26 protein-coding genes and 1 riboswitch are annotated in these 26,542 nt (G+C 48.2%); of the genes, 10 read left to right on the top strand and 16 right to left on the bottom strand.

Features of this window, described 5'->3' with window-relative positions; genetic code table 11:
- Nucleotides 1-31: 31 nt before the first annotated feature.
- Nucleotides 32-141, bottom strand: a riboswitch (guanidine-I (ykkC/yxkD leader).
- A gap of 12 nt (nucleotides 142-153) precedes the next feature.
- Nucleotides 154-699: a GNAT family N-acetyltransferase gene (locus OTK50_RS02865; RefSeq protein WP_082997903.1), complete on the bottom strand. Its 546-nt coding sequence runs from the start codon at nucleotides 697-699 to the stop codon at nucleotides 154-156.
- Nucleotides 700-798: 99 nt separating this feature from the next.
- The gene (locus tag OTK50_RS02870) at nucleotides 799-1,317 is read right to left on the bottom strand and encodes an acyl-CoA thioesterase (RefSeq protein WP_021493808.1); all 519 of its coding nucleotides are present in this window, start codon (nucleotides 1,315-1,317) and stop codon (nucleotides 799-801) included.
- A gap of 189 nt (nucleotides 1,318-1,506) precedes the next feature.
- Between OTK50_RS02870 and OTK50_RS02875 the strand changes: the two genes are divergently transcribed.
- The gene (locus tag OTK50_RS02875; protein ID WP_032874643.1) at nucleotides 1,507-2,367 is read left to right on the top strand and encodes a dimethylarginine dimethylaminohydrolase family protein; all 861 of its coding nucleotides are present in this window, start codon (nucleotides 1,507-1,509) and stop codon (nucleotides 2,365-2,367) included.
- Between the two features lie 70 nt (nucleotides 2,368-2,437).
- Nucleotides 2,438-3,487, top strand: coding sequence for a lactonase family protein (locus tag OTK50_RS02880; protein WP_224224212.1), 1,050 nt, complete (start codon nucleotides 2,438-2,440; stop codon nucleotides 3,485-3,487).
- Nucleotides 3,488-3,514: 27 nt separating this feature from the next.
- On the opposite strand, the gene OTK50_RS02885 is transcribed toward OTK50_RS02880, so the two are convergent.
- From OTK50_RS02885 to OTK50_RS02930, 10 genes are all read right to left on the bottom strand, one after another.
- A complete protein-coding gene (locus tag OTK50_RS02885; protein ID WP_032874640.1) occupies nucleotides 3,515-4,486 on the bottom strand; it encodes an ABC transporter ATP-binding protein in 972 nt (323 codons plus the stop codon).
- Nucleotides 4,487-4,489: 3 nt separating this feature from the next.
- The gene (locus tag OTK50_RS02890; protein WP_239033838.1) at nucleotides 4,490-5,389 is read right to left on the bottom strand and encodes a C40 family peptidase; all 900 of its coding nucleotides are present in this window, start codon (nucleotides 5,387-5,389) and stop codon (nucleotides 4,490-4,492) included.
- Nucleotides 5,386-6,453, bottom strand: coding sequence for a dipeptide epimerase (locus OTK50_RS02895; RefSeq protein WP_410170608.1), 1,068 nt, complete (start codon nucleotides 6,451-6,453; stop codon nucleotides 5,386-5,388). Before OTK50_RS02895 ends, OTK50_RS02890 begins: the two co-directional genes overlap by 4 nt.
- 36 nt (nucleotides 6,454-6,489) lie before the next feature.
- Nucleotides 6,490-7,425, bottom strand: a complete 936-nt coding sequence (locus tag OTK50_RS02900; RefSeq protein ID WP_410170598.1) for an LD-carboxypeptidase — start codon at nucleotides 7,423-7,425, stop codon at nucleotides 6,490-6,492.
- An 87-nt stretch (nucleotides 7,426-7,512) separates the two neighbouring features.
- Nucleotides 7,513-9,132, bottom strand: coding sequence for a peptide ABC transporter substrate-binding protein (locus OTK50_RS02905; protein ID WP_239033840.1), 1,620 nt, complete (start codon nucleotides 9,130-9,132; stop codon nucleotides 7,513-7,515).
- On the bottom strand, nucleotides 9,129-10,157 hold the full coding sequence (locus OTK50_RS02910) for an ABC transporter ATP-binding protein (RefSeq protein ID WP_007610859.1): 1,029 nt from the start codon (nucleotides 10,155-10,157) through the stop codon (nucleotides 9,129-9,131). Before OTK50_RS02910 ends, OTK50_RS02905 begins: the two co-directional genes overlap by 4 nt.
- A gap of 5 nt (nucleotides 10,158-10,162) precedes the next feature.
- On the bottom strand, nucleotides 10,163-11,110 hold the full coding sequence (locus OTK50_RS02915; RefSeq protein ID WP_239033841.1) for an ABC transporter permease: 948 nt from the start codon (nucleotides 11,108-11,110) through the stop codon (nucleotides 10,163-10,165).
- Nucleotides 11,111-11,115: 5 nt separating this feature from the next.
- Nucleotides 11,116-12,042: an ABC transporter permease gene (locus tag OTK50_RS02920; RefSeq protein ID WP_007610853.1), complete on the bottom strand. Its 927-nt coding sequence runs from the start codon at nucleotides 12,040-12,042 to the stop codon at nucleotides 11,116-11,118.
- Between the two features lie 14 nt (nucleotides 12,043-12,056).
- Nucleotides 12,057-12,881: a M55 family metallopeptidase gene (locus tag OTK50_RS02925; RefSeq protein WP_007407248.1), complete on the bottom strand. Its 825-nt coding sequence runs from the start codon at nucleotides 12,879-12,881 to the stop codon at nucleotides 12,057-12,059.
- Between the two features lie 155 nt (nucleotides 12,882-13,036).
- Nucleotides 13,037-14,596 (bottom strand): MFS transporter, encoded by a 1,560-nt coding sequence (locus tag OTK50_RS02930; protein ID WP_032874624.1) that lies wholly within the window; start codon nucleotides 14,594-14,596, stop codon nucleotides 13,037-13,039.
- Between the two features lie 286 nt (nucleotides 14,597-14,882).
- Here OTK50_RS02930 and OTK50_RS02935 point away from each other — a divergent pair, with 286 nt between their 5' ends.
- Nucleotides 14,883-16,232 carry a S1C family serine protease gene (locus OTK50_RS02935; RefSeq protein WP_158700715.1) on the top strand — a complete coding sequence of 450 codons (1,350 nt, stop codon included), beginning with the start codon at nucleotides 14,883-14,885 and terminating at the stop codon, nucleotides 16,230-16,232.
- A 99-nt stretch (nucleotides 16,233-16,331) separates the two neighbouring features.
- On the top strand, nucleotides 16,332-16,508 hold the full coding sequence (locus OTK50_RS02940; RefSeq protein WP_014417532.1) for a hypothetical protein: 177 nt from the start codon (nucleotides 16,332-16,334) through the stop codon (nucleotides 16,506-16,508).
- Nucleotides 16,509-16,551: 43 nt separating this feature from the next.
- Here the strand turns inward: OTK50_RS02940 and OTK50_RS02945 are convergent, their stop codons facing one another.
- The 3 genes from OTK50_RS02945 to OTK50_RS02955 form a co-directional block, all read right to left on the bottom strand.
- Nucleotides 16,552-17,523 (bottom strand): glycosyltransferase family 2 protein, encoded by a 972-nt coding sequence (locus OTK50_RS02945; protein WP_007610846.1) that lies wholly within the window; start codon nucleotides 17,521-17,523, stop codon nucleotides 16,552-16,554.
- Nucleotides 17,524-17,534: 11 nt separating this feature from the next.
- A complete protein-coding gene (locus OTK50_RS02950; RefSeq protein WP_224224210.1) occupies nucleotides 17,535-19,688 on the bottom strand; it encodes a glycosyltransferase family 39 protein in 2,154 nt (717 codons plus the stop codon).
- Nucleotides 19,689-19,871: 183 nt separating this feature from the next.
- Nucleotides 19,872-20,822, bottom strand: a complete 951-nt coding sequence (locus OTK50_RS02955) for a ring-cleaving dioxygenase (RefSeq protein WP_224224209.1) — start codon at nucleotides 20,820-20,822, stop codon at nucleotides 19,872-19,874.
- A gap of 322 nt (nucleotides 20,823-21,144) precedes the next feature.
- On the opposite strand from OTK50_RS02955, the gene OTK50_RS02960 reads away from it, so the two are divergent.
- The 6 genes from OTK50_RS02960 to OTK50_RS02985 all read left to right on the top strand — a co-directional run bounded on the left by OTK50_RS02960 (nucleotide 21,145) and on the right by OTK50_RS02985 (nucleotide 25,619).
- The gene (locus OTK50_RS02960; protein WP_224224208.1) at nucleotides 21,145-22,461 is read left to right on the top strand and encodes an APC family permease; all 1,317 of its coding nucleotides are present in this window, start codon (nucleotides 21,145-21,147) and stop codon (nucleotides 22,459-22,461) included.
- Between the two features lie 285 nt (nucleotides 22,462-22,746).
- Nucleotides 22,747-23,364 (top strand): DUF47 domain-containing protein, encoded by a 618-nt coding sequence (locus tag OTK50_RS02965; RefSeq protein WP_032874614.1) that lies wholly within the window; start codon nucleotides 22,747-22,749, stop codon nucleotides 23,362-23,364.
- A 12-nt stretch (nucleotides 23,365-23,376) separates the two neighbouring features.
- Nucleotides 23,377-24,375: an inorganic phosphate transporter gene (locus OTK50_RS02970; RefSeq protein ID WP_044802872.1), complete on the top strand. Its 999-nt coding sequence runs from the start codon at nucleotides 23,377-23,379 to the stop codon at nucleotides 24,373-24,375.
- A gap of 104 nt (nucleotides 24,376-24,479) precedes the next feature.
- Nucleotides 24,480-25,226, top strand: a complete 747-nt coding sequence (locus OTK50_RS02975; protein ID WP_007407256.1) for a type II toxin-antitoxin system SpoIISA family toxin — start codon at nucleotides 24,480-24,482, stop codon at nucleotides 25,224-25,226.
- Entirely contained in the window at nucleotides 25,227-25,397 is a 171-nt protein-coding gene (locus OTK50_RS02980) for a type II toxin-antitoxin system SpoIISB family antitoxin (protein WP_003154807.1), read from the top strand.
- Nucleotides 25,398-25,493: 96 nt separating this feature from the next.
- A complete protein-coding gene (locus OTK50_RS02985; RefSeq protein WP_003154809.1) occupies nucleotides 25,494-25,619 on the top strand; it encodes a hypothetical protein in 126 nt (41 codons plus the stop codon).
- 34 nt (nucleotides 25,620-25,653) lie between these two features.
- Here the strand turns inward: OTK50_RS02985 and OTK50_RS02990 are convergent, their stop codons facing one another.
- Complete coding sequence (locus tag OTK50_RS02990) at nucleotides 25,654-26,532, bottom strand: N-acetylmuramoyl-L-alanine amidase (protein WP_007407257.1); 879 nt, start codon at nucleotides 26,530-26,532, stop codon at nucleotides 25,654-25,656.
- Between the last annotated feature and the right edge of the window lie 10 nt (nucleotides 26,533-26,542).

Here is a 26,542-nt window from a genome sequence, read left to right on the forward strand (position 1 = left end):
AAGCCCGGATAGTCGTCTCTCATGAGATTGACTCTCCCGGGCTTTTTCCCCTCCGTGTGCATATGCGGAAATATGTGCGCATATGTGTTTTCTCTCGGACCAGGCCATGTATGAACATGCGGAACCCTAGAAAACATGTCTGTTCGTATCATACTACATTTCGCCGAAACGTTCAACGTCAGATGTGATGTCAAAAACCGTCAGCTGCCTCTCCCATTTGGTAACGGTCTCACCGGGCACCATACCGATTTTTTCCGCGACACGGACGGAGGCAGCGTTTTCCGGATCAATCAGCGCCGCTATACGTCCGTATTGCTGCGTGTGAAAACCGTAGTCCAGACAGGCGTTCGCCGCCTCTGTCGCATAGCCGCGGCCCCAGCGGCGGCGGGCAAACATATAGCCGATTTCCATCAAAGTGTTTCCGTTTACCGTCTGCGGAACGATTCCGCATTGACCGAGAAATGCGCCCGTCTCTTTATCCTCTGCGATCCAAAGACTGACGCCGTATCCTGCGGCCAATCGTTTGTTCCAGGCAATCCATTCCTTTGTTTCCCGTCTGCTTTTAAGAGAAGGATAATATTTCATGACCTCTCTGTCGGTAAACAGCCTGTACAAATTTTCTTCATCGTCATCCCGCATAGTCCGCAGACGGATACGCCCGGTTGTCAGGATGGTGCCGGAAGACTTATGTTTCATCATGCACGCCACGTCTCCTTTCCCTGTAATAGATTATGGATCCGGCAGGAAAAGTCCTTTCTCAGCATAAAAAAACCGCTTTTTAAAAAAGCGGTTTGACGATTACCAAGGTTTATCTGTTCCGAGCGCCTCGGCCAGGGCCTTGCTGTGTTTTAAGCGGTTTTTTCGTTCTCCGGCGCGCTGAACGGCCGTATTGTGAAGCATGACTTCTTCCTCGGTTTCCGGCACGATCCGCGGAACGGGTACCGATTTCCCGTTTGAATCAAGCGCGACAAAGGTCAGAAACGACGTTGCCGCAAGCTCGCGTTCGCCCGTCATCAGATGTTCTTTAATGACTTTGACAAACACCTCCATAGACGATGTGCCGACCCATGTGACGTAAGATTCAAGGCATACGGAATCCTGTTGGCCGATGGGGCGCAAAAAATCTACAGAATCCATTGAGGCCGTGACTGTTTCACACCGGCAGTGGCGGGCCGCGGAAATTGAAGCGATATCATCAATGTAGCTCATCAGCTTTCCGCCAAACAGCGTATTGTGATTATTCGTATCAAGCGGAAAAACCCTGCTTGTTTTAACAACCCTTGTTTCTTTGCAAAATCTTGATTCTGGCAACTTCATATTATTTAAACTCCCCTTTGGTGTCTGGTCGTTTTGACTCATTCATCTGTACCCTATTAAACAATACTTTGACCGTTTTGTCTAAAATTTTAAATATTAAGTTGGTTAGATATTCTCTCATAAATGTTTCATTATTCATCACATCCGGGAATAATAAACGCACATTGAATACCGATAGGAGGATATCACATGAACGTATCCATTCCCAAATCCACGCGGAAACCGGCTTGCCGCAGTGAGTTTGATGCTTTGCAGACAGTCATCTTATGCCGGCCGGAACACATGGCCATCAAGGATATTATTAACGGAACGCAGAAACATTTCAAACAAGAAAATATTAACATACCCGTTGCCCTCAAACAGCATAGTGAGTTTATTGACATTTTAAGATCTCATCAGATTGAAGTCGTCCTGCTGCCTGCCGATCCCGCATTGCCTGAGCAGGTATTCACCCGGGATATCGGATTTGTCTTAGGCGAGACGGCGTTTATTTCAAACATGGCGGCTTCAGTCCGGCAGGGAGAAGAAAAAGTGTTTCAAGACCTGCTTGACAATAAGAAAATCCCCTATACGCGATTGAAAAAAGCGAACATTGAAGGCGGCGACATCTTGATCGCAGACGGCACCGTTTACGCCGGGCTGAGCAAGCGCACGGATAAAGCGGCTGTCCGGGAGCTGCGGGAGGCGCTGCCGGAGATGACGGTTGTGCCGATCCCTCTCAAGGAGGATTTCTTACATTTGGACTGTGTATTTAATATGATCTCGGAAACGGAAGCGCTATACTGCAAAAATGGCTTGCGGCAGAAAGAAATTGATCTTCTCTCCGAACGTTTTGAGATGATAGAAGTGCCTGAAGAAGAGCAATTCACGCTCGGCCCGAATATCCTGTCAATCGGCAATCAGACAATTATCAGCCTGCCGCAGCACCGTCATACGAACCGCGAGCTCAGAAAAAGAGGTTATACAGTCATTGAAACCGAGTTTTCCGAAATTATTAAATCAGGCGGTTCCTTCCGCTGCTGCACCTTGCCGCTTGTCAGAACATCTTAAACATTTACAAGGCAGTTTCCTTCAAGATACGTTAATATAGAGAAGACAAGACTCTAAAGGGGGAAACCGAATGGCTAAGTACATAGGATACGCGGGAACATATACAAAAGGCGGAAGCGAAGGCATTTATTGTTTCGAACTTGATACAGAAGCGAAAAGGCTCAGCCGGCCGAAGCTGGCAGCAAAGCTCGGCAACCCGACATACGTCACTCCGAATTCTGATAACAGCATGCTGTATTCCATTGAAAAGGCAGACGGAAAAGGCGGTGTCGCAGCCTATCAGATTCATCAGAACAGCGGGGAATTAACTTTTGTGAACCACCAGCTGATTGAAGGCCCGTCTCCATGCCACGTCAGCATTGATGATAAACATGAATATGTGTTAACCGCTAATTACCACAGCGGGAAAGTGCACGCCTTTCCCGTCAATGAGGACGGAAGTCTGCAGGAGCCGGCTGCCGAAGCCGCTCATACGGGAACAGGTCCTCATGAAAGACAAGAGAAACCGCATACCCATTTCGCAGGCTATACACCTGAGCATAACTACATTGCAGCCGTCGATTTAGGGACGGATACGCTTTATACTTACCAAATGAAAAACGGTTCGCTCACAGAGGTGAAAACTCATTCTTTCACACCGGGTTCAGGGCCGCGCCACATCGTTTTCCATCCGGCGGAAAAATACGCCTATGTCATGACGGAAATCAGTAATGAAGTCATCGCGCTTGAATACAACCCGACCTTAGGTGAATTCAGAGAGCTTCAGGTCATTTCCGCTTTGCCTGAAGGCTTTACGGACAAATCGCAAGGCAGCGCGATCCGCATATCTAAAGACGGCAGATTTCTTTATGCCGCCAACCGCGGACATGACAGCATCGCCATCTTTAAGATCAACCAATATTCCGGTGAATTGTCTCTTATTGAATGGGTGCCGACAGAAGGAAACTGGCCGCGTGATTTCGCGTTTGACCCTTCCGAGACATTCCTTGTCGCGTCAAACGAAGAAACGGGAAATCTGGTTTTGTTTGAACGTGATCCGGAAACAGGCAAATTGACTCTGCTTCAATCTGACATTCCGGTTCCGTATCCGGTCTGCGTGTCATTTCTGCATCAGGTTTAATTAAAAAAGAAAGCTGACAATATAAAGTCAGCTTTCTTTTTTGTATAAATGGCAGGCGACAAAACGCCCCGCCTTCACTTCTTCAAGCTCAGGCGTTATCTTACCGCAGAGCTCCATCGCTTCAGGACACCGCGTCCTGAATACACAGCCGCTCGGCGGGTTAAGGGGGCTCGGCAGCTCCCCTTTCAGAATAATCCGTTCACGCTTGTCCTCAAGAAGCGGATCAGGAATCGGGATTGAGGATAAAAGCGCCTTCGTATAAGGGTGAAGCGGTTCCCGGTAAAGCGCAGCGCTTTCTGTAATTTCCATCATGCGGCCCAAATACATCACGCCGATCCGGTCGCTGATATGCTTGACCATTGATAAATCGTGGGCGATAAATAAAAATGTCAGCCCTTTCTCTTTCTGAAGCCTTTTTAAAAGGTTGACGACCTGAGCCTGTACCGACACATCCAGCGCGGAAATCGGCTCATCCGCCACGATAAATTCAGGATGCAGAGAGAGCGCTCTGGCAATCCCGATTCTCTGCCTCTGTCCGCCGCTGAATTCGTGGGGATACCGGCTGCCGAAATCCGGATGGAGCCCGACAGCTTCAAGCAGTTCATCCGCCATCATCAGACGGGCTTTTTTTGTATTGTAAAGATTGTGGATTTCCATCGGCTCCATAATAATTTCCCTTACGGTCAGGCGCGGATTTAACGAGGCGTAAGGGTCTTGGAAAATCATCTGCAGCTTGCGGAAGAAGACCGACCGCTGTTCTGCCGCGGCACGGTGTATATCCGTCCCTTCATATGATACCGAACCGGCCGTCGGGTCATACAGACGGAGAATAACCCTTCCGAGCGTCGATTTACCGCATCCCGATTCTCCGACAAGTCCGAATGTTTCCCCTCTTTTAATGTGAAAGCTGACACCGTCGACTGCTTTTACGGCTTTCTTTCTTCCTGCGTCAAAATGCATTTTCAGCCCGCTGACTTCAAGGAGCGGAGATGCCGTCATTTTCTATTCCCCCTTTTCACTTATACAGCGGCGTACGGTGCATAATTCTTTTTCATAGACGGTTCCTTCCAAAGACAGCACTTCGATTGTTTTTCCCGTTTTCGGGGAGTGCAGCATTCGACCGTCTCCCAGCGCCAAACCGACATGGTGGATCGCGCCTTTTCCTTCTTCATAGGCGAAAAACAAAAGGTCAGCCGGCCGGATATCGTTTACCGCCGCACTGCATCCGGCTTTTGCTTGGTCCTTTGCATCACGGGGAAGGGTATAGCCGTTTGCTTTAAATATCGAATACATAAACCCGGAACAGTCAAACCCGAAACCGCTCAGTCCTCCCCATAAATACGGAAGCCCGAGAAACATCATGCCCGTTTCGATGACATCGGCCGCCCGTCCTTCCGTATGCCGGCACTCGTCTGCGTCAGCTTCATTTACGAACCGTTCTCCGAGCGGCGTCACCACCCGGAAAAAGCCTTTCTCACGTCCTGATGCCCGAAGACGCGTTAAGAAACTTACTTCCAAGTCCGGTTTGCCATTTGTGTGATATAAAAAAGCTGTCGGTTTGGTAATCCATACAGCGGGGGAAGATGTATGAAAGCCGTCTTTTGAAAGCTGGCTTTTTTTCATCCACCCCGGATATCCGCGCACATCCTTGTTTGAAGGCTGGCCGGGAACGGCGACAAAAGCCCATTCCCCTTCCTCTTTGAGAATGATCACCTCTTCCCCGAAAAGCGCTTGCGTTTGGACAAGGTTGTCTGTGCATAATTGCAGCCGCTCTTCATATCCCATAGACGCTAACCATTTTCTGATCTGCGGCGGGTTTTCGAGCATCGGCGCATCATACGAACGGGGAGATGACGGCAGCGTCCATACATTGGCTGCCGCCGCTGTAACGGCTGCTCTCATCTTTTCGCCTCCTCTTGTATCGACACACCGGTAATGCCGAGACCCGGTTCATCGGGAATCGTAATCTGACTGCCGCTGTATGTGATGCCGCCTTGAATCAAATCATCTTTCAGCATAAGCGGCGCATCAAAATCAAACCTTGTCACATTCCGTTTGGCCGCGGCAAAATGAGCCGCGGCGGTGATGCCGAGCTTGGTCTCAATCATGCTGCCGACCATGCATTCCACGCCGCACGTTTCCGCCATCGCATTGATTGTTTCCGCCTGCTTTATGCCGCCCGCTTTCATCAGCTTAATATTAATTAAATCGGCGCTTCTCGTCTGCAGCACGTGAAAGGCCTGACGGGGGGTAAAGACGCTCTCATCCGCCATAATCGGCGTGTCTACGGCATCTGTGACCTGCTTCAGCCCGGCGATATCGTCTTTATGAACAGGCTGCTCGACAAGCTCAATGCCCAGGCCGGCGTCTTCCATCTTTCGGATCGCAGTCACGGCTTCTTTCGGCGTCCAGCCTTGGTTGGCGTCCAATCTCAGTTTGACGTTTCCGCCGACACGTGATCTGATCGCCTGAATCCGCGCAACATCGTCCGATATGTCACCTATGCCGACTTTTATTTTTAAAATATGAAATCCTTTGTTCACATAACGGTCTGCATCCCCCGCCATCTCTTCAGGAGAATTAACGCTGACGGTAAAATCTGTTTCCAGTGTATTCCGATAGCCGCCGAGAAGCCGGTAAAGCGGCTGTCCGTGCATTTGCGCCCATCCGTCATATACAGCCATATCTACCGCGGCTTTTGCGCTTTGATTTCTTTCCAACAGCCGGCTGATATCATACAGAACAGCTTCCGTGCCGGAAAGGCTCCGTCCCAAGAGAACAGGCTTCAGCACATCGTGGACGGCGCTTTCAATACCGTCCGCGCTGTCGCCTGTAATGACAACCGTCGGCGGCGCCTCCCCCCAGCCGGTCAGACCGTTGTCAAAAGTGAGCTTCACAATGACCGATTCAGCATTGTAAACCGTGCGTAAAGCGGTCTTAAACGGCTTTTTCAGCGGCACGGACATCCGTCCCGTTTGAATATCTGTAATCCTCACGCCTGATCACTCCCTTCCGGAAACCCCCGATTCAATCGTTACCGCTTTAGCCGCCGTATCCATAACCGCGCGGACTCCGATCGGAACGGCGAAGCTCGGTGAACAATGGCCGATTTTAAAACCTTTAAGCGCGGGCTTCCCTGATTTGACAATGTAATCATTCAGCACTTGCTCTAAGGTGAGGGACTTTTCTTTGTTTTTCGGTTCGCATTGGTGAAAATCACAGACCAGGATTCCGGCTGCGTCTGACAGTTTTCCGGCCATCTTTAATTGATTCAGCATTTTGTCGATTTGATACGGCTCCTCATCAATATCCTCGATAAACAGCAATTTGTCTTTCGTATCAATTTCAAACGGCGTGCCGAGCGTGGACGTAATGAGCGACAAATTTCCGCCCGCAAGCTCTCCCTCGGCCCTTCCGCCTGTCAGCACCTCAAGCGGAGAAATGTCCTCCGTATAGGTGAATTCCGTTTCTGTAAAAAGCTGATGATACGACGCTTTTGTCAGGGGATCAGCATCTTCAAGCCCGACATCCGTGCTCAGCATCGGGCCGTGAAATGTGACGAGCCCCGTATTTTGATGAATGGCGGTATGTAAAAACGTAATATCACTGTATCCCCAGAAAATTTTCGGATTGCGGCGGATTAAGCCGAAATCGATGTCGGCGGCAATGCGGCCCGTGCCGAATCCTCCGCACGCGCATATCACCGCTTTAACATTCTGATCACTAAACATGTCATGGAGATCATCGAGGCGCGCCCGGTCCTCTCCCGCCAAATAGCCGTGACGAGTCTTCAGCGCCCGGCCGAGTTTCACATGAAGGCCAAGCTCATTCTCTAAAAACAGCAGCGCGGTTTGCAGCGTCCCGCTCTCAGGCGGGCTTGCGGGCGCAATCACACCGACCGTGTCGCCTTTTTGCAATGCTTTCGGTTTATGGTTCATGACTTTTTCAATCTCCTTTCCGGATTGAAAAGTGAAACACGCCGCTCCTTTAACGGCAAAAGAGCGGCATATGTTTCCGCTGTAAGATCAGGACTTTTCCGCCCATTTCAGATCAATGTAACCGACGGGGTGCCGGACAATGCCCTTCACGCCGCTGTTCTGCAGATGCACCTGATTGTAAAAGTAAATCGGAATGATCGGAGCCTCATTCATGAGCAGCTTTTCCGCTTTATGCATGAGTGCAAAACGTTTTTTGGCATCGGCTTCCTGTTTTGCCTGCTTGATGTAGCCGTCGTATGCCGCGCTTCCCCAGCCGGTGCGGTTCATGGAATTATCCGTCTGGAAAGCCTCAAGAAAACTGATCGGATCTGCGTAATCCGGTAAAAATGAGCTTTGAGAGAACTGGAACTTCAGTCCTTTCTGCTCTTCTAAAAAGACGTTCCATTCCATATTGGCGAGCTTAACGTCTATACCGAGCACACTTTTGAGCTTCTGCTGAATCGCTTCCGCTATTTTCTTATGCTCCGGTTTTGTGCTGTATGTCAATGTAACGGCGGGCAGCTTGTCATAATGCTCTTCTGCCATGCCTTTTTCCAGCAGTTTTTTGGCTTCTGATTCATCCGGATTTAATAAACTGCCGCCCGCTTCGCGGAAATCTTTCCCGTCAGGCTGAGTAAATCCCGGGGATACAAAGGCATGTGCCGGCTTTTCACTGTTTTTGGTCACATAATCCGTGATTTCTTTCTGATCAATCGCTGCCGCGAACGCTTTTCTGATCTTTTCATTTTGAAACGGCTCCATTTTCACGTTAAAACGATAGAAATAGAGTCCGGCCTGATCCCACATGCGGACATTTTTCCCTCCCATCAGCTGCTCGCTCAGCTCTGCCGGCACAAAGGCGGTATCCAAATCCCCCGACTGAAACATCTGATAATCGGTATTCCGGTCACTGACCATCGCCCATGTGACTTTATCCAGTTTCACCGTCTTTTTATCCCAATACGTCTCGTTTTTGACCATCGTCATGCTGTCGTCATGCTTCCATTCCGTCAGTTTAAACGGCCCGTTGCCGACAAATGTTTTTGCTTCAGTGAACCATTTCGGATCAGCCTTGGCGACCTTCTCATTAATCGGGAAATACGCCGGATTGGACACGACGTTCAGAAAATAATCCTGCGGCGCCGCCAATGTGACGACAAGCGTTTTTTTATCTTTTGCCGTGACTTTCACGTCTTCGTGTTTGCCTTTTCCGCTGTTAAATTCTTCTCCGCCTTTGATCATGTAGCCGAGAAAAGCGGAAGATGCGCCCGTTTTCGGATCGAGCATCCGTTTCCAGGCGTACACGAAGTCTTCCGCCGTAACGGGATCGCCATTTGTCCATTCGGCGTTATCACGGATATTGAAGGTATATGTCAGCTTATCAGCGGACACCTTCCAGCTTTCCGCCATGGCCGGTTCGGGCTTATTATCTTTTCCGAGCCTCGTCAATCCTTCCATGATGTTATTCAGCGGCTGCCAGGAAACATTATTAAATCCGATCGGCGGATCAAGTGAGGTCGGCTCATTTTCGTTATTGAGCCGCAGCACCGTTTCACCCCCCTGTTCTTTTGCTTTGCCGGGTTCTGTCCCCGCCTGTTCATTGGCTGTACAGCCCATCAGAGCAAACGAAACAACAGCAATCACACCGATCGCCCATCTCTTTTTCATTTCAATCCCCCTTTTTCCTCTGCTGCCGTCAGCTGCTGCTTCAGCCGCTCTGCACGGTGATCCTGAAGCCAGCAGTTGACGATATGGCTTTTGGATTTCATGGTTGTTGCCGGGTATACCTTTTCACAGACGATCATCCTGTCCGGGCAGCGGGCGGCAAACGGGCAGCCCGGCGGCGGATCGAATAAATCAGGCGGCGTCCCGTCAATCGGCGAAAGCTCACTATCCTCCATATCCAGACGCGGCACTGAACGAAGCAGCCCCTTTGTGTATGGATGAGCCGGACGGTAAAAAATATCATGCCTCGTGCCGATTTCGGCGATTTTCCCCGCATACATGACGGCGACTCTGTCGGCGGTCTGAGCGACGACGCCGAGATCGTGTGTGATCAGAATAATAGACACGCCTGTTTTTCTTTGAATCTTCTTAAATAATTCAAGGATTTGTGCTTGAATCGTCACATCAAGGGCCGTTGTCGGTTCATCGGCGATCATAATTTCCGGCTCGCAGATCAGAGCCATTGCGATCACGATCCGCTGCCGCATGCCCCCGCTTAATTGGTGAGGGTACTGCTTCAGGCGGGATTTCGAGTCCGGGATACCGACCAGATCCAGCATGGCGAGAACTTCGGATTCAGCTTGTTTTCTTGTCATGGCGCGGTGTTCCAACAGCGCTTCTGAAAGCTGATTCCCTATGGTCAAAGTCGGATTGAGCGCCGTCATCGGGTCCTGAAAGATCATAGAAATATCGCGCCCCCGGATTGCCCGCATTTCCCGATCCGACATTTGGCAAAGGTCTTTCTGTTTAAATTGTATGCTTCCGGATTCAATCTTTGCCGAATGTTTCGGAAGAAGGCCCATCACGGCTTGTGACGTCACGCTTTTTCCGCAGCCAGATTCGCCGACGATCGCAAACGTTTCACCTTTATATAAATCGAAGCTGACGCCTCTGACGGCTTTTACAGTGCCTCCGTATGTTGAAAAAGTAACATGCAGATTTTGAACGGAAAGAACTTGCTGCGCCATTTTTCCTACCTCCTCAGTTTCGGGTCTAACGCGTCCTGCAAGCCGTCTCCAAGTACGTTAAACGCGTACATCGTCAAGGAAATGAAAAAAGCGGGGAAAAACAGCCGCCACCAATGGCCTGATAAAATCGCCGGCAGCCCGTCGTTTGCCATGACTCCCCAGCTTGCAAACGGCGCCTGAATGCCGAGTCCGAGAAAACTTAAAAATGATTCCGCAAAAATCGCCGCCGGCACCGTAAGCGTCATTTGGACGATAATGGCTCCCATCGTATTCGGCAGCAGATTTTTCTTAATAATCCGAAATGTTTTCGCTCCAAACGTTTTCGAAGACAATACGTGTTCATCATGCTTCATCCTCAGCACCTGCCCTCTGACAATCCGCGCCATGCCGACCCATCCCGTCACGGTCAGAGCGACGATAATGGAACTGAGCCCCGGCCCCATCAGCACCATTAACAAAATGACAACGAGCAGATACGGCAATCCGTAGAGAACCTCGATGATTCTCATCATGGCGCTGTCTGTCCGGCCCCCTTTGTAGCCGGCGACGCCTCCGTAGATAACGCCGATCAAAAAGTCGATCAGCGCCGCCATCACACCGACAAATAAAGAGATCCTCGCTCCGTACCATGTTCTTGTAAACACGTCCCGGCCAAGTTCATCGGTTCCGAACCAGTGTGAAAAAGACGGCGGAAGATTCTGCTCGGCGAGCGTCTGCCTTGTCACGCTGTGCGGTGATATCAGCGGACCGAACACAGCCGATAGAAACAGGCAGCATAAAATCACAAGCCCGGCCATCGCCAATTTGTTCTTTTTAAGCCGCCGCCACGCATCCTGAGTGTAAGACAGGCTCGGACGCTTGACCGACTCGGTTTCACCCTTTCTTTCCGCGCCCGGCTGAAACCAGTCATCAGGCACTTCTGTGTGTTTTACCGTTTCTTGCGGGAGATTCATCAGGATCACCCTTTCTTATGAAGTTTTATGCGCGGGTCTAACAGGCCGTATGCCAAATCAACCAGAAACAGCAGGACGATCAGAATCACACTGTAAAATACGGTCGTTCCCATGATGACCGGGTAATCACGCTGATTAATGCTTTCTACGAAATATTTGCCCATTCCCGGTATGGCAAAAATTTTCTCGATGACGAAACTGCCCGTTAAAATACTTGCGGCAAGCGTCCCGAGTACTGTCACAACAGGCATAAGAGCGTTTTTCAATGCGTGTTTGATCACAATTTTGACGGGAGAAAGCCCCTTTGCTTTTGCCGTGCGGATGTAATCCTGAGTCAGCACTTCGGCCATGCTTGATCTTGTCAGCCTCGCGATAATGGCCATGGGACCGACGGCAAGCGCAACAGTCGGCAGGACCATGTGAACGGGACTCGTCCAGGTAGCTGCCGGAAACCATTTCAGATGAACCGCAAATTGCTGAATCAGCAGTGTAGCCATAATAAAATTCGGAATGGAAATCCCGAGCACCGCAAGGCTCATGGCCGCGTAATCGAGAAAGCCGCCGCGCCTGAGAGCGGCCATTATGCCGAGCGCGAGCCCGGAAATAACAGCGATGATGATCGCCGTTATCCCAAGCTCAAATGAGACCGGAAACCCGCGTTCAAGCATAGCGTTTACACTGTCTGACGGTTTTTTAATTGAAGGACCGAAATCAAAGGTAAGAATGGATTTTAGATAGATGGCGTATTGAGTGATAAGAGGTTCGTTCAGATGGTAGTAGGATTCGAGATTTCGCTGGACCGCTTCGTTTGTGCCCCGCTCTTCGTTAAAAGGCGAGCCGGGTATCACTTTCATCATGACAAATGTCAGAGTGGTGATGACGAGGACGGTCATAATCATGGCGATAAAACGTTTGATAAAATACCGCAGCAATGCCGTTCACCCCTTTAACAGAATGTTGTTCTCATGGCGAGTTCTGTCATGACGAGCATGGCCTGATAGGCTTCCGGCATGTCTTTTGCCTGAAATTGAACGATTGTCGTTCCCGGGATGATTTCTGTGCCCGGCATTAAATGGGCCCATTCAGCCTGTCCGTAGTTGGCAAATTCAATGCCTAATACAGGTCTTTCAGGCGGAGTCAGCGGTTTGACCTTATCTTTATTTTTGAGCGCATAGGCTGTTTTTTCCGTCAGGAGCCGTCCGGCTTTTTGAGGGGACAGACATTTGACCGCGGTTCTTGAAATGGTTTGTTTGACGGCGGCAGTCGTCACATTCGGGATCAGCTCCTCCGCCTCTTTTGCGGCGCAATCATCTCCGGCAGCCATGATGACAGGGACATCGTAAAATCCGGCGAGATAGGCATTTAACCCCAGTTCACCGACCGGCTTATCATTTATGTAAAAGTGGCGGACGCCGAATATCATGCTGTGCGACATGACGCCCGGCATCGACGCTCTCGCATGATAGCCGATAAACATCACACCCGAATACGATTCATCAAGCCCCTGCATCATGGAAAACGGCTTGACATCCCCCGTAATCAGCTCTGCCTCAGGGTGAAGTTTTTCCGCGAGCAGATTATTCATCTTTGAGTGGCTGTCATTCACGGTCACTTCCGTGCATCCGTTATTAAACGCTTCTGCGATGCACCAGTTCGCTTCTTCGGTCATCAGAACCCTGCCGCGCTCATAATTGTGCATGCGGGAATTGACAAATGTTTCATCAGGCAGTCCGGAAATCCCTTCCATATCCACAGATAGATACAGTTTCATGTAATGCCTCCTTTTTTACTTAAAATTTCGATATTAAATTATGAATATTCTAACAAATTATATTAAAAAAGGATGAAACATGCAATATACCATTCTGCCATTATAGGAAAAAACAAACCCTTTTCACCGGGAAAAGGGTTTGCTGATAGAAAAAGTTACATACTGTTTTTGCTTATGTGATGACGCTGAAACTGTCTGACCGCACTTCTGTATTCATGATCGGGAATGACCTGATGCCTGATCGGTTCAGGAGCCTGCGGCGAAGGCTCTTCAGCCGCCTGCTTACGGACGGCATGCGGTTTATGCGCCAGCTTATGCCCCATGCCGGTCGCATTCATGACAAATGATAAACACACTAAAAGCAAACTTAAGATGAAAGCAATAAGAAACAAATCGCTGTATGTCCCCATCAGCAGGTCATGCGGCGATTGTGTGCCGCGCGCGCCCCGAAGCGTGCCGGAAGCATCTCTTTTCGTAAAATACCCTATTAAAACAGGAGCGCCCATATAAATGAACAGCCTTAAAAACTGAACTGCCGTCATGCGTTTCACCAGTTCCGGAAGCGGTCCGCCCAACGCGGCTCCCATCAGTCCGGCTGCCACAATAAGCCCTGTCCCGGCCGCCAGCATCACGAAAAGCCCCGCAAATAGAATAAGCGGTATATGATGATCTGCCGTCATCCATTGGAAATTCACGAACACCAGTATAACAGAGCCTGTTATGCCGAGCATGCCCGGACCGACTTTATCATATGCTAATGCACTGATGACAGCGGCGATGGCCACGCCTCCCAAAAGGCTCGCATATAGGAATATCAGTTGAGTTTGTGACATATGATATGCGGTCTGAAGCTCCCCGTGAAATGCCGAAAGACTGACCGCTATGGAAATACTGCCCGCAGCGATCATGAAAACACCCAGAATCGGCTTTGGAATCAGCATAAGTTTAATCGAAATCAGCGCATGTTCGTTTCTGTACTGCATGATCAGCAAGATGAGAAGAATGGCGATGCTTCCTCCAAATCCCGCCAATGTCTGCCATGATGAAAAGCCCCATTTCGGCAGATGAATAAATGTATAGGCGGTCAGCACGGCTGATACACCCGCTAACAGAAAACCGATGCCGTCAAATGGAGATTTTTCAGCATTTTTATGAGCGTCATCCCGCAGCCACATATAACTGAAAATGAGGCCGAAAAAAGACAGCAGGCTAAAAATGCCGAACAGCCAATGCCAATGGCCGGCGCTTGCCGCCGCCGTGCCTAAAACGGTCCCCATAATGACGGAACCGTAAAATCCGCCGATTAACACAAATAATGCGTAATTCCGGCGCTCAATCGGAAACGAAAGCACCAGCATGGGAATCATAATCATCAGCATAGTACCCGCCGCAGCTCCCTGTAAAAAACGGCCCGCGGCGAGCGGATAAATATCATTTGTCACAGCAGCAAGGAGCGCTCCGATGACACCCGCGGCCATCGAAATCATATAGACAGGCCGGGAGCCGAATCTTTTTCTTAAATACGGCCCCGCCGGCACGAATAAGGCAAATGCCATATTACCGATAATAATCGGATGAAAAGAGTCAAAGTTTTCCCCGCCGACCGTCTGCCGGACAAGGCTTTGGACAGCCGAAAGAGCGGTATTCGACATCAGCCCCGGCCCGACCGCCAATACAGCAAGCAGAGAAATGATCCAGTGATGTTTTTCTTTCATTTGACAGCTCCTTTCTGACTATTTGACAAAGTGAAAAAGCTAACAGATTTCCCCCATTAGCTTGACAGAATTTTCGTATCTATTCATGTGAAGGATTGAACATAATATCTCATTTATTATTTCAAATCCGATGGAAATTGTCAATATAAAGCGCCGCCGTCCGATTTCATCTTTTTCACAATTTCCCACAATCTTTTCATTATTATCCCACACTTTTTGTTTAAGATGGAGTCAGTAATAATAGGCAAATCATGCTATGATGAAATAGAGAAACGGAGTGAACATGATGGATAACTATCGTGATGAAAATCGGACAGACCAAAAAGAACAGGAAGTCCTTTTAGTAAAAGAAAACCCGCAGCCGGCCGGATATTCCGCGCCGGACGAGGACAAGAAAAAACGAAGCTTCGGCTGGTTCAGACCGCTTCTCGGCGGAGTGATCGGCGGAGGGCTCGCCCTCGGCATCTATACATTTACGCCGCTTGGAGACCATCAGACTCAAGATACTTCCAATCCGGCTCCCGCTCAGGAAACGTCATCGGTAACCGCCAAGCAGACATCTTCTGATTCCGGCAGCGGCAAATCGGCAAACAGCTCATCGGCAAATTCAAGTAGCATTTCGAATATGGTGGAAGACATTTCACCGGCGATCGTCGGGATCACCAATCTGCAGAAGCAGCAAAGCAGTTCCGATTTATTCGGTTTCGGATCAAGCTCAGATTCAAACTCAAATTCGTCGGGTGATGATGCGGAAACGGGATCGGGTTCAGGCGTTATTTTTAAGAAAGCAAACGGCAAAGCGTATATTATTACGAATAACCACGTGGTCGAAGGCGCCTCTTCCCTTAAAGTGTCATTATATGACGGCACCGATGTAACAGCTAAACTCGTCGGCAGCGACTCTCTGACAGACTTGGCCGTTTTAGAAATCAGTGATAAACACGTGACAAAAACGGCAAGCTTCGGCAGCTCATCCGCTCTCAGAACGGGTGAATCCGTCATCGCCATCGGTGATCCGCTCGGAAAAGACCTTTCCCGCACCGTCACACAGGGCATCGTGAGCGGTTTAAACAGAACCGTCTCGATTTCCACGTCAGCTGGTGAGTCAAGCATCAATGTCATCCAAACCGATGCCGCGATCAATCCTGGAAACAGCGGCGGGCCGCTCTTGAATACAGACGGCAAAATCATCGGCATCAACAGCATGAAAATCAGCGAAAGTGATGTAGAAGGCATCGGCTTTGCCATCCCGAGCAACGATGTAAAACCGATCGCCGAAGAGCTTCTCACGAAAGGACAGGTGGAGCGCCCTTATATCGGCGTGAGCATGATCGACTTGGAACAAGTGCCGCAAAACTATCAGGAAGGCACACTCGGGCTTTTCGGCAAACAGCTGAATAAAGGCGTTTATATTCGCGAAGTGGCGCAGGGCTCACCTGCAGCCAAAGCCGGATTAAAAGCAGAAGACATCATTATCAGCTTAAAAGGGAAAGAAACCGACACGGGCAGCGAACTTCGCAATATTCTCTACAAGAATACGAAAGTCGGCAGCACCGTTGACGTGAAGATTATCAGAAACGGCAAGGAAATGACGAAAAAAATGAAACTGACTCAAAAAGAAGAAACATCTTCTTAACAAAAATCCAAGGCAGCCGCCTTGGATTTTTTATATACAGATGAAACTTTAGGCCTGGATCAGCCGTATGACCTAGTGTACAAAGGAGGATACATACATATGAAACAAACCGGACTTTTGCTGGTCGTTACCGGCCTGATCTTGCTGCAGCTGAGCATTCAGCTTCCTCAGCAAAACGCTGCTTGGGGAATGACGCTTGGCGCAAGCATTTTACTGAACCTTTCGGGAACCGGACTGATCATGCGCTCTCTGCACACGCAGACCGGCCGCAGATGAATAAAAAAAGCACCCTGTCCGCTGGCCGGACAGGGTGTTTCGGTTAAGACATATGCTGGTCCCGATAAATCTTTTCGTTTTTCATGCCGTACGCTTTTTGCACGATATAGAGCGGACGGTCTTTTGCTTCGTCATAAATCCTTCCGATATATTCGCCGATCATTCCGAGCATTAATAGAACGATGCCGCTGAATAACAGCTGTATCACAATCAGAGAGGACCAGCCCGTAATGGTGCTGTTCGTAAACAGCTTCATGTATAAAACGATAAACATATAGAGAAAACCCGCTCCGGACATGATCATTCCCGCATAGCTTGCCGCCTTGAGCGGTTTATGAGAGAACGTTGTGATTCCGTCCATGGAAAGCTTCAGCATTTTTTTAAGCGGGTATTTCGTTTCCCCCGCAAGCCTCTCATCTCGTTCATATTCTACAGCAGTCTGCTTAAAGCCGACCCAGCTGACGAGTCCTCTGACAAAAGGATTTTTTTCTTTTAATCTTTTCATCTCATCACAGACTTTTCTGTCTAGCAGGCGGAAATCTCCGGTGTCGAGCGGAATATCAATATCAGTCACGCTCCGCAGCAGCCGGTAAAACATAGAGGCCGTCTGTTTCTTGAAAAAGGTTTCTCCCTTTCGTTTCGTTCTGACGGCGTACACCACATCGTAGCCTTCTTTCCACTGCTCAATCATATCAAGGATTAATTCAGGAGGGTCCTGCAAATCGGCGTCAATGACGGCGATTGCATTCCCCTCTGCATAATCCATACCCGCTGTGATCGCGATCTGATGTCCGAAGTTTCTGGAAAAATCAATAATTTTCACTCTCGGATCAATCAGACTTTGCTCTCTTAAAATCTCAATACTGCGGTCTTTGCTTCCATCATTGACAAAGATCAATTCATAATGCTCTTTTGTTTGATCCATGACTTCTTTCAGGCGCTGATAGGTTGTCTGAATGACGAGTTCCTCGTTATAAACCGGGACGACTATTGAATATTGAATATGTCTGCTCATGTTTTTTCCTCCTATTCATCAGATTGAAGTTCGTATAGTGAAGCTGACTGATTCATTCCGCCCGGCCCGCCGCTCATTCGGCTGTTTTTACCCGCGGCCTTGCTGCTTTTTGTATCAGCTGCATCATGATTTTTCGTTTTCTGATCTGTGCTTGATTGCCATTTATCTAAAGATACTTTCTTTCCGTTTTTCTCAACCCACTGCACAATATCGTTATTTCCGCCTTTGCCCATTCCGGATGTTAAGAAGTATTTTACTTTCCCTTGTTTTACGAGCTTTTTAAATTGAGTCAGCGTAATGGCCGGGTCAGACCCGCTGAATCCGCCGATCGCCATGACCGCTTTTTTCGTTTTAATAATGTAAGGCGCCGCCGTGTTGGAATCGGTTGTAGCAAATAGATAGTCCGCTCCGGCGTTGTGTTTCTCTAAATAGTTGATCAGTTTTGTATTGACAGATGCGTTATCCATTCCCATGCCTTTTCCGCTTGTTGAAGCGAGCTGAGGGCCTGTTTCAGGCAATGAGCTGTTGCCTCCGTACAGAAGCGGTGTGCTCGCCCAATAAATCGGCATGACCATCAAGACGAGAAGGGCTGCAAGTGAAACATAATAACTGAGCGGTTTTTGGCGCTGTTTGAATACGAACAGGGCGATTGCTGCCACTGCGCCGAGAACGCCTGCTCCGATGCTCCAGCCTGCGCCGATTTGATCATTGTAGTTTCTGAGGATAAACAGCTCAAATCCGGTTGTCACAAGAATAGCGGCCGGCAATAGCCAAGTTTTCCATCCCGCATGCTTGCGGTACAGATGAACGAGGGCGACCCATCCCGCACCGACAAGTGCCGCGATCGGAGGCGCCAGCATAATGAGATAATAATGGTGGAAAAATTCCGCCACACTGAAGAATCCGGCAATCGGCACAAGCCACGCTGCCCAAAAAATCGTTTCCTTCTGTTCTGCTGATAATCGTCTTCTTTCTCTTGCCCCGGCGATCAATAAACCGGCCATTCCAAAAATCGCAAACGGCAGGAGCCAGCTGATCTGATCAGATAATTCCGTTTGGAAAAGGCGCAGCGGACCAGGGGTTCCCGTACCGAACATTCCTGAACCTGATTGCATTTTCGAGCCGGTGCCTGCACCGCTTTTCCCTCCGCCGCCGGGACCGCCTCCATCTCCGCCGCTTGGAGGGCCTCCTTGACCGCCGCTTGGCATTTTCCCGTTAGATGGAGGTGCCGTCATACTGCCGTTTTGTGATTTGTCTCCGCTTGCTGAACTGCTGCTTGAAGACTGGCCAGGCGGTTTTTGCATTTGTGAAGAACCGCCGGAAGAAGTCATCTCTTTCGATGCGTTTCCGTCCGGCCCGCCCTGCCCGCCGCCGGAACTTTGCCCTGTCAGCCGCTGAATCCCGTTATATCCGAAAGCCAATTCCAATACGGAGTTTGTCTGGCTGCTTCCGACATATGGCCTTTTGCTGGCAGGAATATTGTCAACAATGAGCGGCCATGACAATGAAACGGCTGTTAAAACGGCTAACGCGCTTACCAATGAAATGATTTTTTTCTTAATCGTGGTGTTTGCCGCAATGATATAGAACAGCAAGAAGGCCGGCAAAATCATATAAGCCTGAAGCATTTTTGTGTTAAAGCCTGCTCCCACGACAAAAAATGCCGCCAAAAGCCAGATCAGTCTGCCTTTTCTGATCGCTTTAAAGAGAAGCCAAGTGGCGAACAAGAGGAAAAAGACCAGTAAAGCATCGACATTGTTCGTCCGCGCGACCGCTACTGCGATCGGTGTACACGCCATGACAAATGAGGCGATGCGCGCCGCCGTTTTTCCGAACGTCGGCTTTATTAATAAGTACATGAATAGAACTGAACCTACACCCGCCAATGCCTGAGGCAGGATGACGCTCCACCCGTGCATACCGAATATCAGCGCGCTGATCGTTTGTATCTGGTATGTAACAGGCGGTTTATCTACCGTGATAAACCCGGCTGCGTCAAATGAAGCGTAAAAGAAATTATGAAAGCTTTGAAGCATACTCGTTACCGCTGCGGTGTAATAAGGATTCACCGTATCGTCATTCCAGATGTTGTACATATTCAAGAATGCGGAAGCGAGTAAAATGAGAATTAAGACTGCGTCTATCTCGTGTTTTTTCATTTTCACCTATGTTTTCACTCCTTTTGTTTAACTTTGAACAAGTGTAACAACCAAATGTGAAAAATTTATTAATAAACAAAGACAATTATTTTGCCGTTTACAAATAGGTAAAAAGAATGACAAAACGGGTAAAAAAGCAAAAAAAAGATGCCCCCGTCAAGCCGGGAGGCATCTGTCATGATTTCTGATTTACTGAATCGGTTTCAGCCGCGCTTCTATTTCAGAACGGCGGTGTTCGAGATAAGGCGGGAGCGCAACCGTTTTGCCTAGCTCTTCAGGTTTTTCATCAACCATAAATCCCGGACCGTCCGTTGACAATTCAAACAGAATTCCGTTCGGCTCCCGGAAGTACAGCGCTTTGAAATAATAACGCTCTACAATGCCTGAGTTGCTGAAACCTTCTTTCGTAATGATGCGGTGCCATAAAGCAAGCTCCTCTTCATTCTGAACGCGGAAGGCCACATGGTGCACGCTGCCTTTTCCAGGACGCTCGCGCGGAAGATCGTTTCTTTCAATGAGATGGACTTCTGTACGCGCGCCTCCGTTTCCGGATTCGAGCACCGTAACCGTGCCCCGGTCTTCATGCGTTTCTTTCCCGATTTCAGTGAAGCCCAGCACATCGGTTAACACACGCAGGGTCGGTTCTGCATACGGGACGGTCAATTCAACGGGACCAAGACCGCGGAAAGAATATTCTTCCGGTATACCGCTTTGCTTCACCGCTTCACCGATGTCTTTTCCTTTTTCGTCAGCTGTCAGCACAAGCCGCTGTCCTTCATGATCCTGAAAAGCGAGTGTGTCCCTGCCCGCTATTTTCACGATCTCACTGTGAGAGACCTGGTGCTCTTCAAATCGTTTTTTCCAATATTGCAGCGCTTGTGCGTCAGGGACTCGCAGGCCGATTGATGAAATACTGTTTGTTCCCGCATGAAACGGCGCAATCCGCGGAATTTCGAAAAACGTCAATTCAGATCCCGGATTGGCTGTTTCATCACCGTAAAACAAATGATACATCGTCGGTTCATCTTGGTTTACGGACTTTTTCACAAGCTTCAGTCCCATGATGTTCCGATAGAAATCTAAATTTTTCTGCGCATCAGCCGTCAATGCTGATACATGGTGTATTCCATTAACTTTCATTATGTTATCCTCCAGTCAATTATCTCGATTTCGAGATATTTTATATATACAATTTATGTTATCCGGATCGTAAAGTCAACCCATCTGCTTCACAAACGGTCTGCAGACTGCCGTCCCCAAAATAACGAACCTTCTATATAAAAAAAACATTAACGTTCGTCTTTAAAACAGTATTTTTTCCTTCTCAAAAGCAGAAACCTTTATCTTTTAGGCAAAACGACAAAATCAGAAAATTTATTTTATTCGTGTTTCAGCAATTAGGGTTTACAATATGGAAAATAGTTTTTTCAGCATGACGATTTTACATCTGGAGGGAAAGGATATGCAGATTGAAGAGAACGGACTTAAAAAAGAGATCGGCCTTACCATCGCCCTCTCACTTGTTATCGGCACCATCATCGGTTCCGGCGTATTTATGAAACCAGGCGCCGTGCTTGCCTACTCCGGTGATGCGAAAACCGCGCTTATCGCGTGGCTGTTAGGAGGCATTTTGACGCTTGCCGGCGGCTTGACCGTTGCGGAAATCGGCACTCAGATCCCGAAAACGGGCGGACTTTATACATATCTCGAAGAAGTGTACGGCGAATTTTGGGGCTTTTTGTGCGGATGGGTTCAAATTATCATTTACGGCCCCGCGATTATCGGAGCAATCGGCTTGTATTTCGGCTCTTTGATGGCGCACTTGTTCAATTGGGATTCCGGCTGGTCTAAATTGATCGGGATTTCAGCCGTTTTGTTTTTAAGCATCATTAACATTATCGGAACGAAATATGGCGGCATCGTACAGGGAATTACGACTGTCGGCAAATTGATTCCGATTATCTGCATGATCGTGTTCGGCCTTTGGAAAGGCGATCAGCATATTTTTACAGCCGTTACAAGCAGCATGTCGGACATGAATTTCGGCGCTGCCATACTGGCCACCTTGTTTGCTTATGACGGATGGATTCTGCTTGCGGCACTCGGCGGCGAAATGAAAAATCCGGAAAAGCTGCTCCCGAGAGCGATGACGGGCGGACTGCTGGTCGTCACCGCCATTTATCTTTTCATTAACTTCGCACTGCTGCACATTCTTCCCGCGACCGACATTGTCAAACTCGGTGAAAATGCCACAGGCACCGCTGCCGGAATGCTGTTTGGCGACATCGGGGGAAAATTGATCAGCGTCGGGATCATCGTCAGCATTTTCGGCTGTTTAAACGGAAAGATTCTCGCCTTTCCGCGTGTCTCGTTTGCAATGGCGGAACGGAAACAGCTGCCGTTTGCCGGACAGATTTCGCGGGTGCATCCGACGTTCCGCACCCCGTGGATTGCCGTGTCATTTCAGATCGCGCTGGCCATTATTTTTATGATCGCCAGCAATCCCGATAAGCTGTCTGAAATCTCTATTTTCATGATTTATATTTTTTACGTCATGGCCTTTTTCGCCGTGTTTATCCTCAGAAAAAAAAGCGGCGGAAAACCGCGCGCCTACAGCGTGCCTCTGTATCCGGTCATTCCTGTTTTGGCCATCGCGGGTTCACTGTTTGTGCTGATCAGCACGATCATTACAGATACACTGAGCTGCGCGCTGTCCCTTTTGATCGGCCTCGCCGGGCTGCCGCTTTATTTTTGGCTGAAAAACAGCAGAAAAAACTGACAAAAACGGTTCCTTTTACGGGAGCCGTTTTTTTTCTGGCAAAATCACGTGCAAAAGTTGACAGCAAATTCACATCTTTTGTTATACTTTTTAAGCAAGATGTCTGAATTCGAAGTATGTTACGTTTTTTTGGCAAAGTGGGTAACATAAGAAAAACAGGATGAGACACGTTTTTACGAAAAAATCAAGAGGCGTTTTTTTCGACTTTATCTATTTTTTTTCGACAAAAGGCTATATAATAATTTGATGTGTGCATTGTCTCATTCAAACAATGGAGGGTTTTTAATGATAAAAAGAAAAAAAGATAAGTTCTCACTCCTTTTAACAGAAATCGCAAAAAATATAGATGAAACTGCAGAGTATTTTGTGAACTTTAAAGTCACAAACCAAACAACACTTAAAGAATTTGCAGATACGTTAAAAGAATACGAAACAAAAGGTGACAATCATGTTCATGTCATGATTAAAGAGCTTAACAAAGCATTCATCACTCCTATTGAACGCGAAGATATCCTTCAGCTGACAAACAGCCTGGATGATGTGCTTGACGGAATTGAACATTTCTCTGCCATGATGGAGATTTTCTCAATTACTTCATCAGACGAGCATATCGACAAATTCAGCGGATACATTAGAGAATGTGCGAAAGAAATTTTAATTGCAACTGAGCTGTTGGCAGAAAACCGCTTAAAGGACATTCAGCCTCACGCCATCAAAATTAAAGAGTATGAGCACAACTGTGACAACCTGCACAGAAAATCATTAAAAAATCTTTTCGGCCATGAAACAGATCCGATCAAAGTGATCCAATATCGTGAAATTTATGAAACGCTTGAAGAAATTGCTGACTCTTGCCAAAGCGTTGCCAATAATCTTGAAACCATCATTATGAAAAACGCGTAACGAGGGGTTAAAATGGATACTCTATTACTTTTAACGATATTAATTGTCATTTGCGCTTTGGTATTTGACTTCATTAACGGATTTCACGATACCGCCAACGCAATCGCCACCTCAGTTTCGACAAAAGCGCTGAAGCCGCGGCACGCGATTATCATGGCCGCCATCATGAACTTTCTCGGAGCGATGACGTTTACCGGTGTGGCGAAAACCATTACGAAAGATATTGTGAATCCTTATACATTAGACAACGGATCGGTTGTCATTCTTGCTGCTTTACTCGCCGCAATCGTCTGGAACTTGATCACATGGTATTTCGGCATTCCGAGCAGCTCTTCACATGCGATTATCGGAGCGATCGCCGGTGCGGCCATTGCAGCATCAGGTTTTGCGACGCTTAATTATAAAGGGTTCATTAAAATTATCGAAGCACTTATTTTATCACCGATCATCGCCTTTGTTCTCGGCTTTATCGTATATTCGATCGTGAAGCTGATTTTTAAAGACAGCAACCTGGCGAAAACAAATAAACGCTTCCGCAGAGTGCAGATTTTGACGGCTGCCATTCAGTCCTATACACACGGAACAAACGACGCGCAAAAAGCGATGGGTATCATTACGATGGCGCTTATGACGGCCAATTTACATAAAAGTGATACAATTCCTTTCTGGGTGCAGCTCTCCTGTGCCCTGGCAATGGGTCTCGGCACATCCATCGGCGGCTGGAAAATCATTAAAACCGTCGGCGGTAAAATTATGAAAATCCGTCCGGTAAACGGCGTATCTGCCGACTTAACCGGCGCAGCCATTATTTTCGGGGCCACGTTTATTCATCTCCCTGTCAGCACGACGCACGTCATTTCGTCTTCCATTCTCGGTGTGGGCGCTTCCCACCGCGTAAAAGGCGTAAACTGGGGAACGGCTAAACGGATGCTCATTACATGGGTCATCACCCTGCCGATTGCAGGTACACTCGGCGCCATCGCCTTTTTCATCTTAGATCTGTTTTTCTGATGACATCCGCTTCTTTACAGAAGCGGTTTTTTTTGTGACAGGAAAATGATGTCATGACATAGAATGAACATAGCAGACCATTTTTCAAATTGTGAGGGATGCTCATGCTTTTGTTTTTTCAGATCATGGTGTGGACGATGGCGGCCGCACTCATTTTATATGTGTACGCATCCTGGCGGTATGAGGCAAAGGTGAAAGAAAAAATGTTTGCCATCCGTAAAACGTGGTATTTACTATTTGTACTGGGCTCCATGGTCTATTGGACATATGATCCTGAATCGCTCTTTGCCGCATGGAGACAATATTTGATTGTTGCCGTCTGCTTTGCCCTTATTGATGCGTTTATCTTTTTGAGCGCGTATATCAAAAAGCTCGCCGGCAATGAATTAGAGACGGATACGCGGGAAATTTTAGAAGAAAATAACGAAATGCTTCACTCCTATCTTGAAAAACTGAAAACCTATCAATATCTGTTGAAAAATGAACCGATCCATGTATATTATGGAAGTACAGAAGCTTATGCGGAAGGCATCAGCAGACTGCTGGCCGCTTATGCCGAAAAAATGAATGTCACGGCTTCCTTGTGCGACTATTCCGCACAATCGGATAAGGACCGCTTGACGGAGCATATGCCTGATGCGGCAGACGTTCAGTCCCGTCTTAACCGTAAAGACGTCTACTATGATCAAAAAGGCAGGCTTGTGCTTATTCCGTTTACAGTCCAGAACCGCCATTACGTGATCAAACTCACGTCGGAAAACCTGTTGACGGAATTCGATTATTTGCTTTTCACATCGCTAACAAGCATTTATGATTTAATGCTGCCAATAGAAGAGGAAGGTGACGGTTAAATGGAGCAGGCATTTCAAAACGGGCAGCCGGAACAAAGAGCGAAACCGTTCAAAATGTTTAAAAAACGTTCAATGACAAGTATCGCAAGTTACCAGGTCAGCCCTCATACCGCCAGAATTTTCAAAGAAAACGAGCGGCTGATTGACAAGTATAAACAAAAAAAAGCTTGATTACACTAAGGACAGGAGACACGGCTCTTGTCCTTATTCCTTTTTTCCTTATCTTTCATATAATAAAACCAACAAAGAGATGCGACAGGTGATGATGTGAAGAAAATTGTCAGACGCGTAAAGTTTGTGGATTACGGACGCTTCGGGCTTTCCGCTTATTCGCTGAGGATGCGGGCGAGGAATCTCGGGCTATTGAACCGGTTAAAAAAGAAAAAAGGCTGAATCCCGCAATATGAACGGGACTCAGCCTTTTTTGTTAAAGCTGCATCAGAATTTTCGCTTTTACAGCGGGGCCGTAGACGCCGTCAGACGTCAGCCCGTTTACAGATTGGAAGCGGGCCACGGCATCTGCGGTTTTCGGACCGTAGATACCGTCAATTCCGTTATTGACAGCTCCTTTTTCAGGATAGAAATAAAGCGCGGCGAGCGCGTTTTGCACCTGGTATACCTTTTCACCGGACGTGTACGGCTCTGTCAGCTGAATCACCTCGTCCGGGAGAGAATACAGTGCTTCAACCGGCGGGCTGACGATCAGTACTTGTCCGACTTTAATCAAGTTCGGGTCAGCGATGTTATTCCATTTCTGCAGATCGGCCACGCTGACGCCGAATTTCCGCGCGATCGCCGACAGCGTATCTCCTTTTTGGACGGTATACGTCTGTCTTTCCCCAGAACCGATTCCCGCTTTAAACTCATCCCATGTATCCAACAGTCTTCTCGGACAAAGCTTTCCTGACCAATGCTTGTGCGCAACGACATTTGCAAGCGGGATGCCGTGCGACGTCATTAATGTGCGGATGAGCCATTGGGCGTTTGCCACGGCCTGTGAAAAGTTGCCGTCTGCGTTTTCACAAATTTCAATACCGATGGATTTACGGTTGCCGTCTCCGTTTCCGTCACCGGCATGCCAGCCGTTTTCATTCAGCGGAAGATGCTGATAAATTTCCGTATCATCGACTGTGAAATGCCAGCTTGTCGGTGTATCGGGATTTTTCACATAGCTTGCGTGACTTTTGGCGTTAGCTCCGACTGCAGTATTGGCTGTATTGTGCACCGTAATGTAAATCGGTGTCATTGCATAGCCTGGGCGGTTATTGTTTCCTGCCGGGATAAAATCCTGTGTGATTTTTACCATATTCTCATCT

Origin of the sequence: Bacillus sp. NEAU-CP5, assembly GCF_026420705.1 — a bacterium.
Classification (GTDB): Bacteria; Bacillota; Bacilli; order Bacillales; family Bacillaceae; genus Bacillus; species Bacillus velezensis.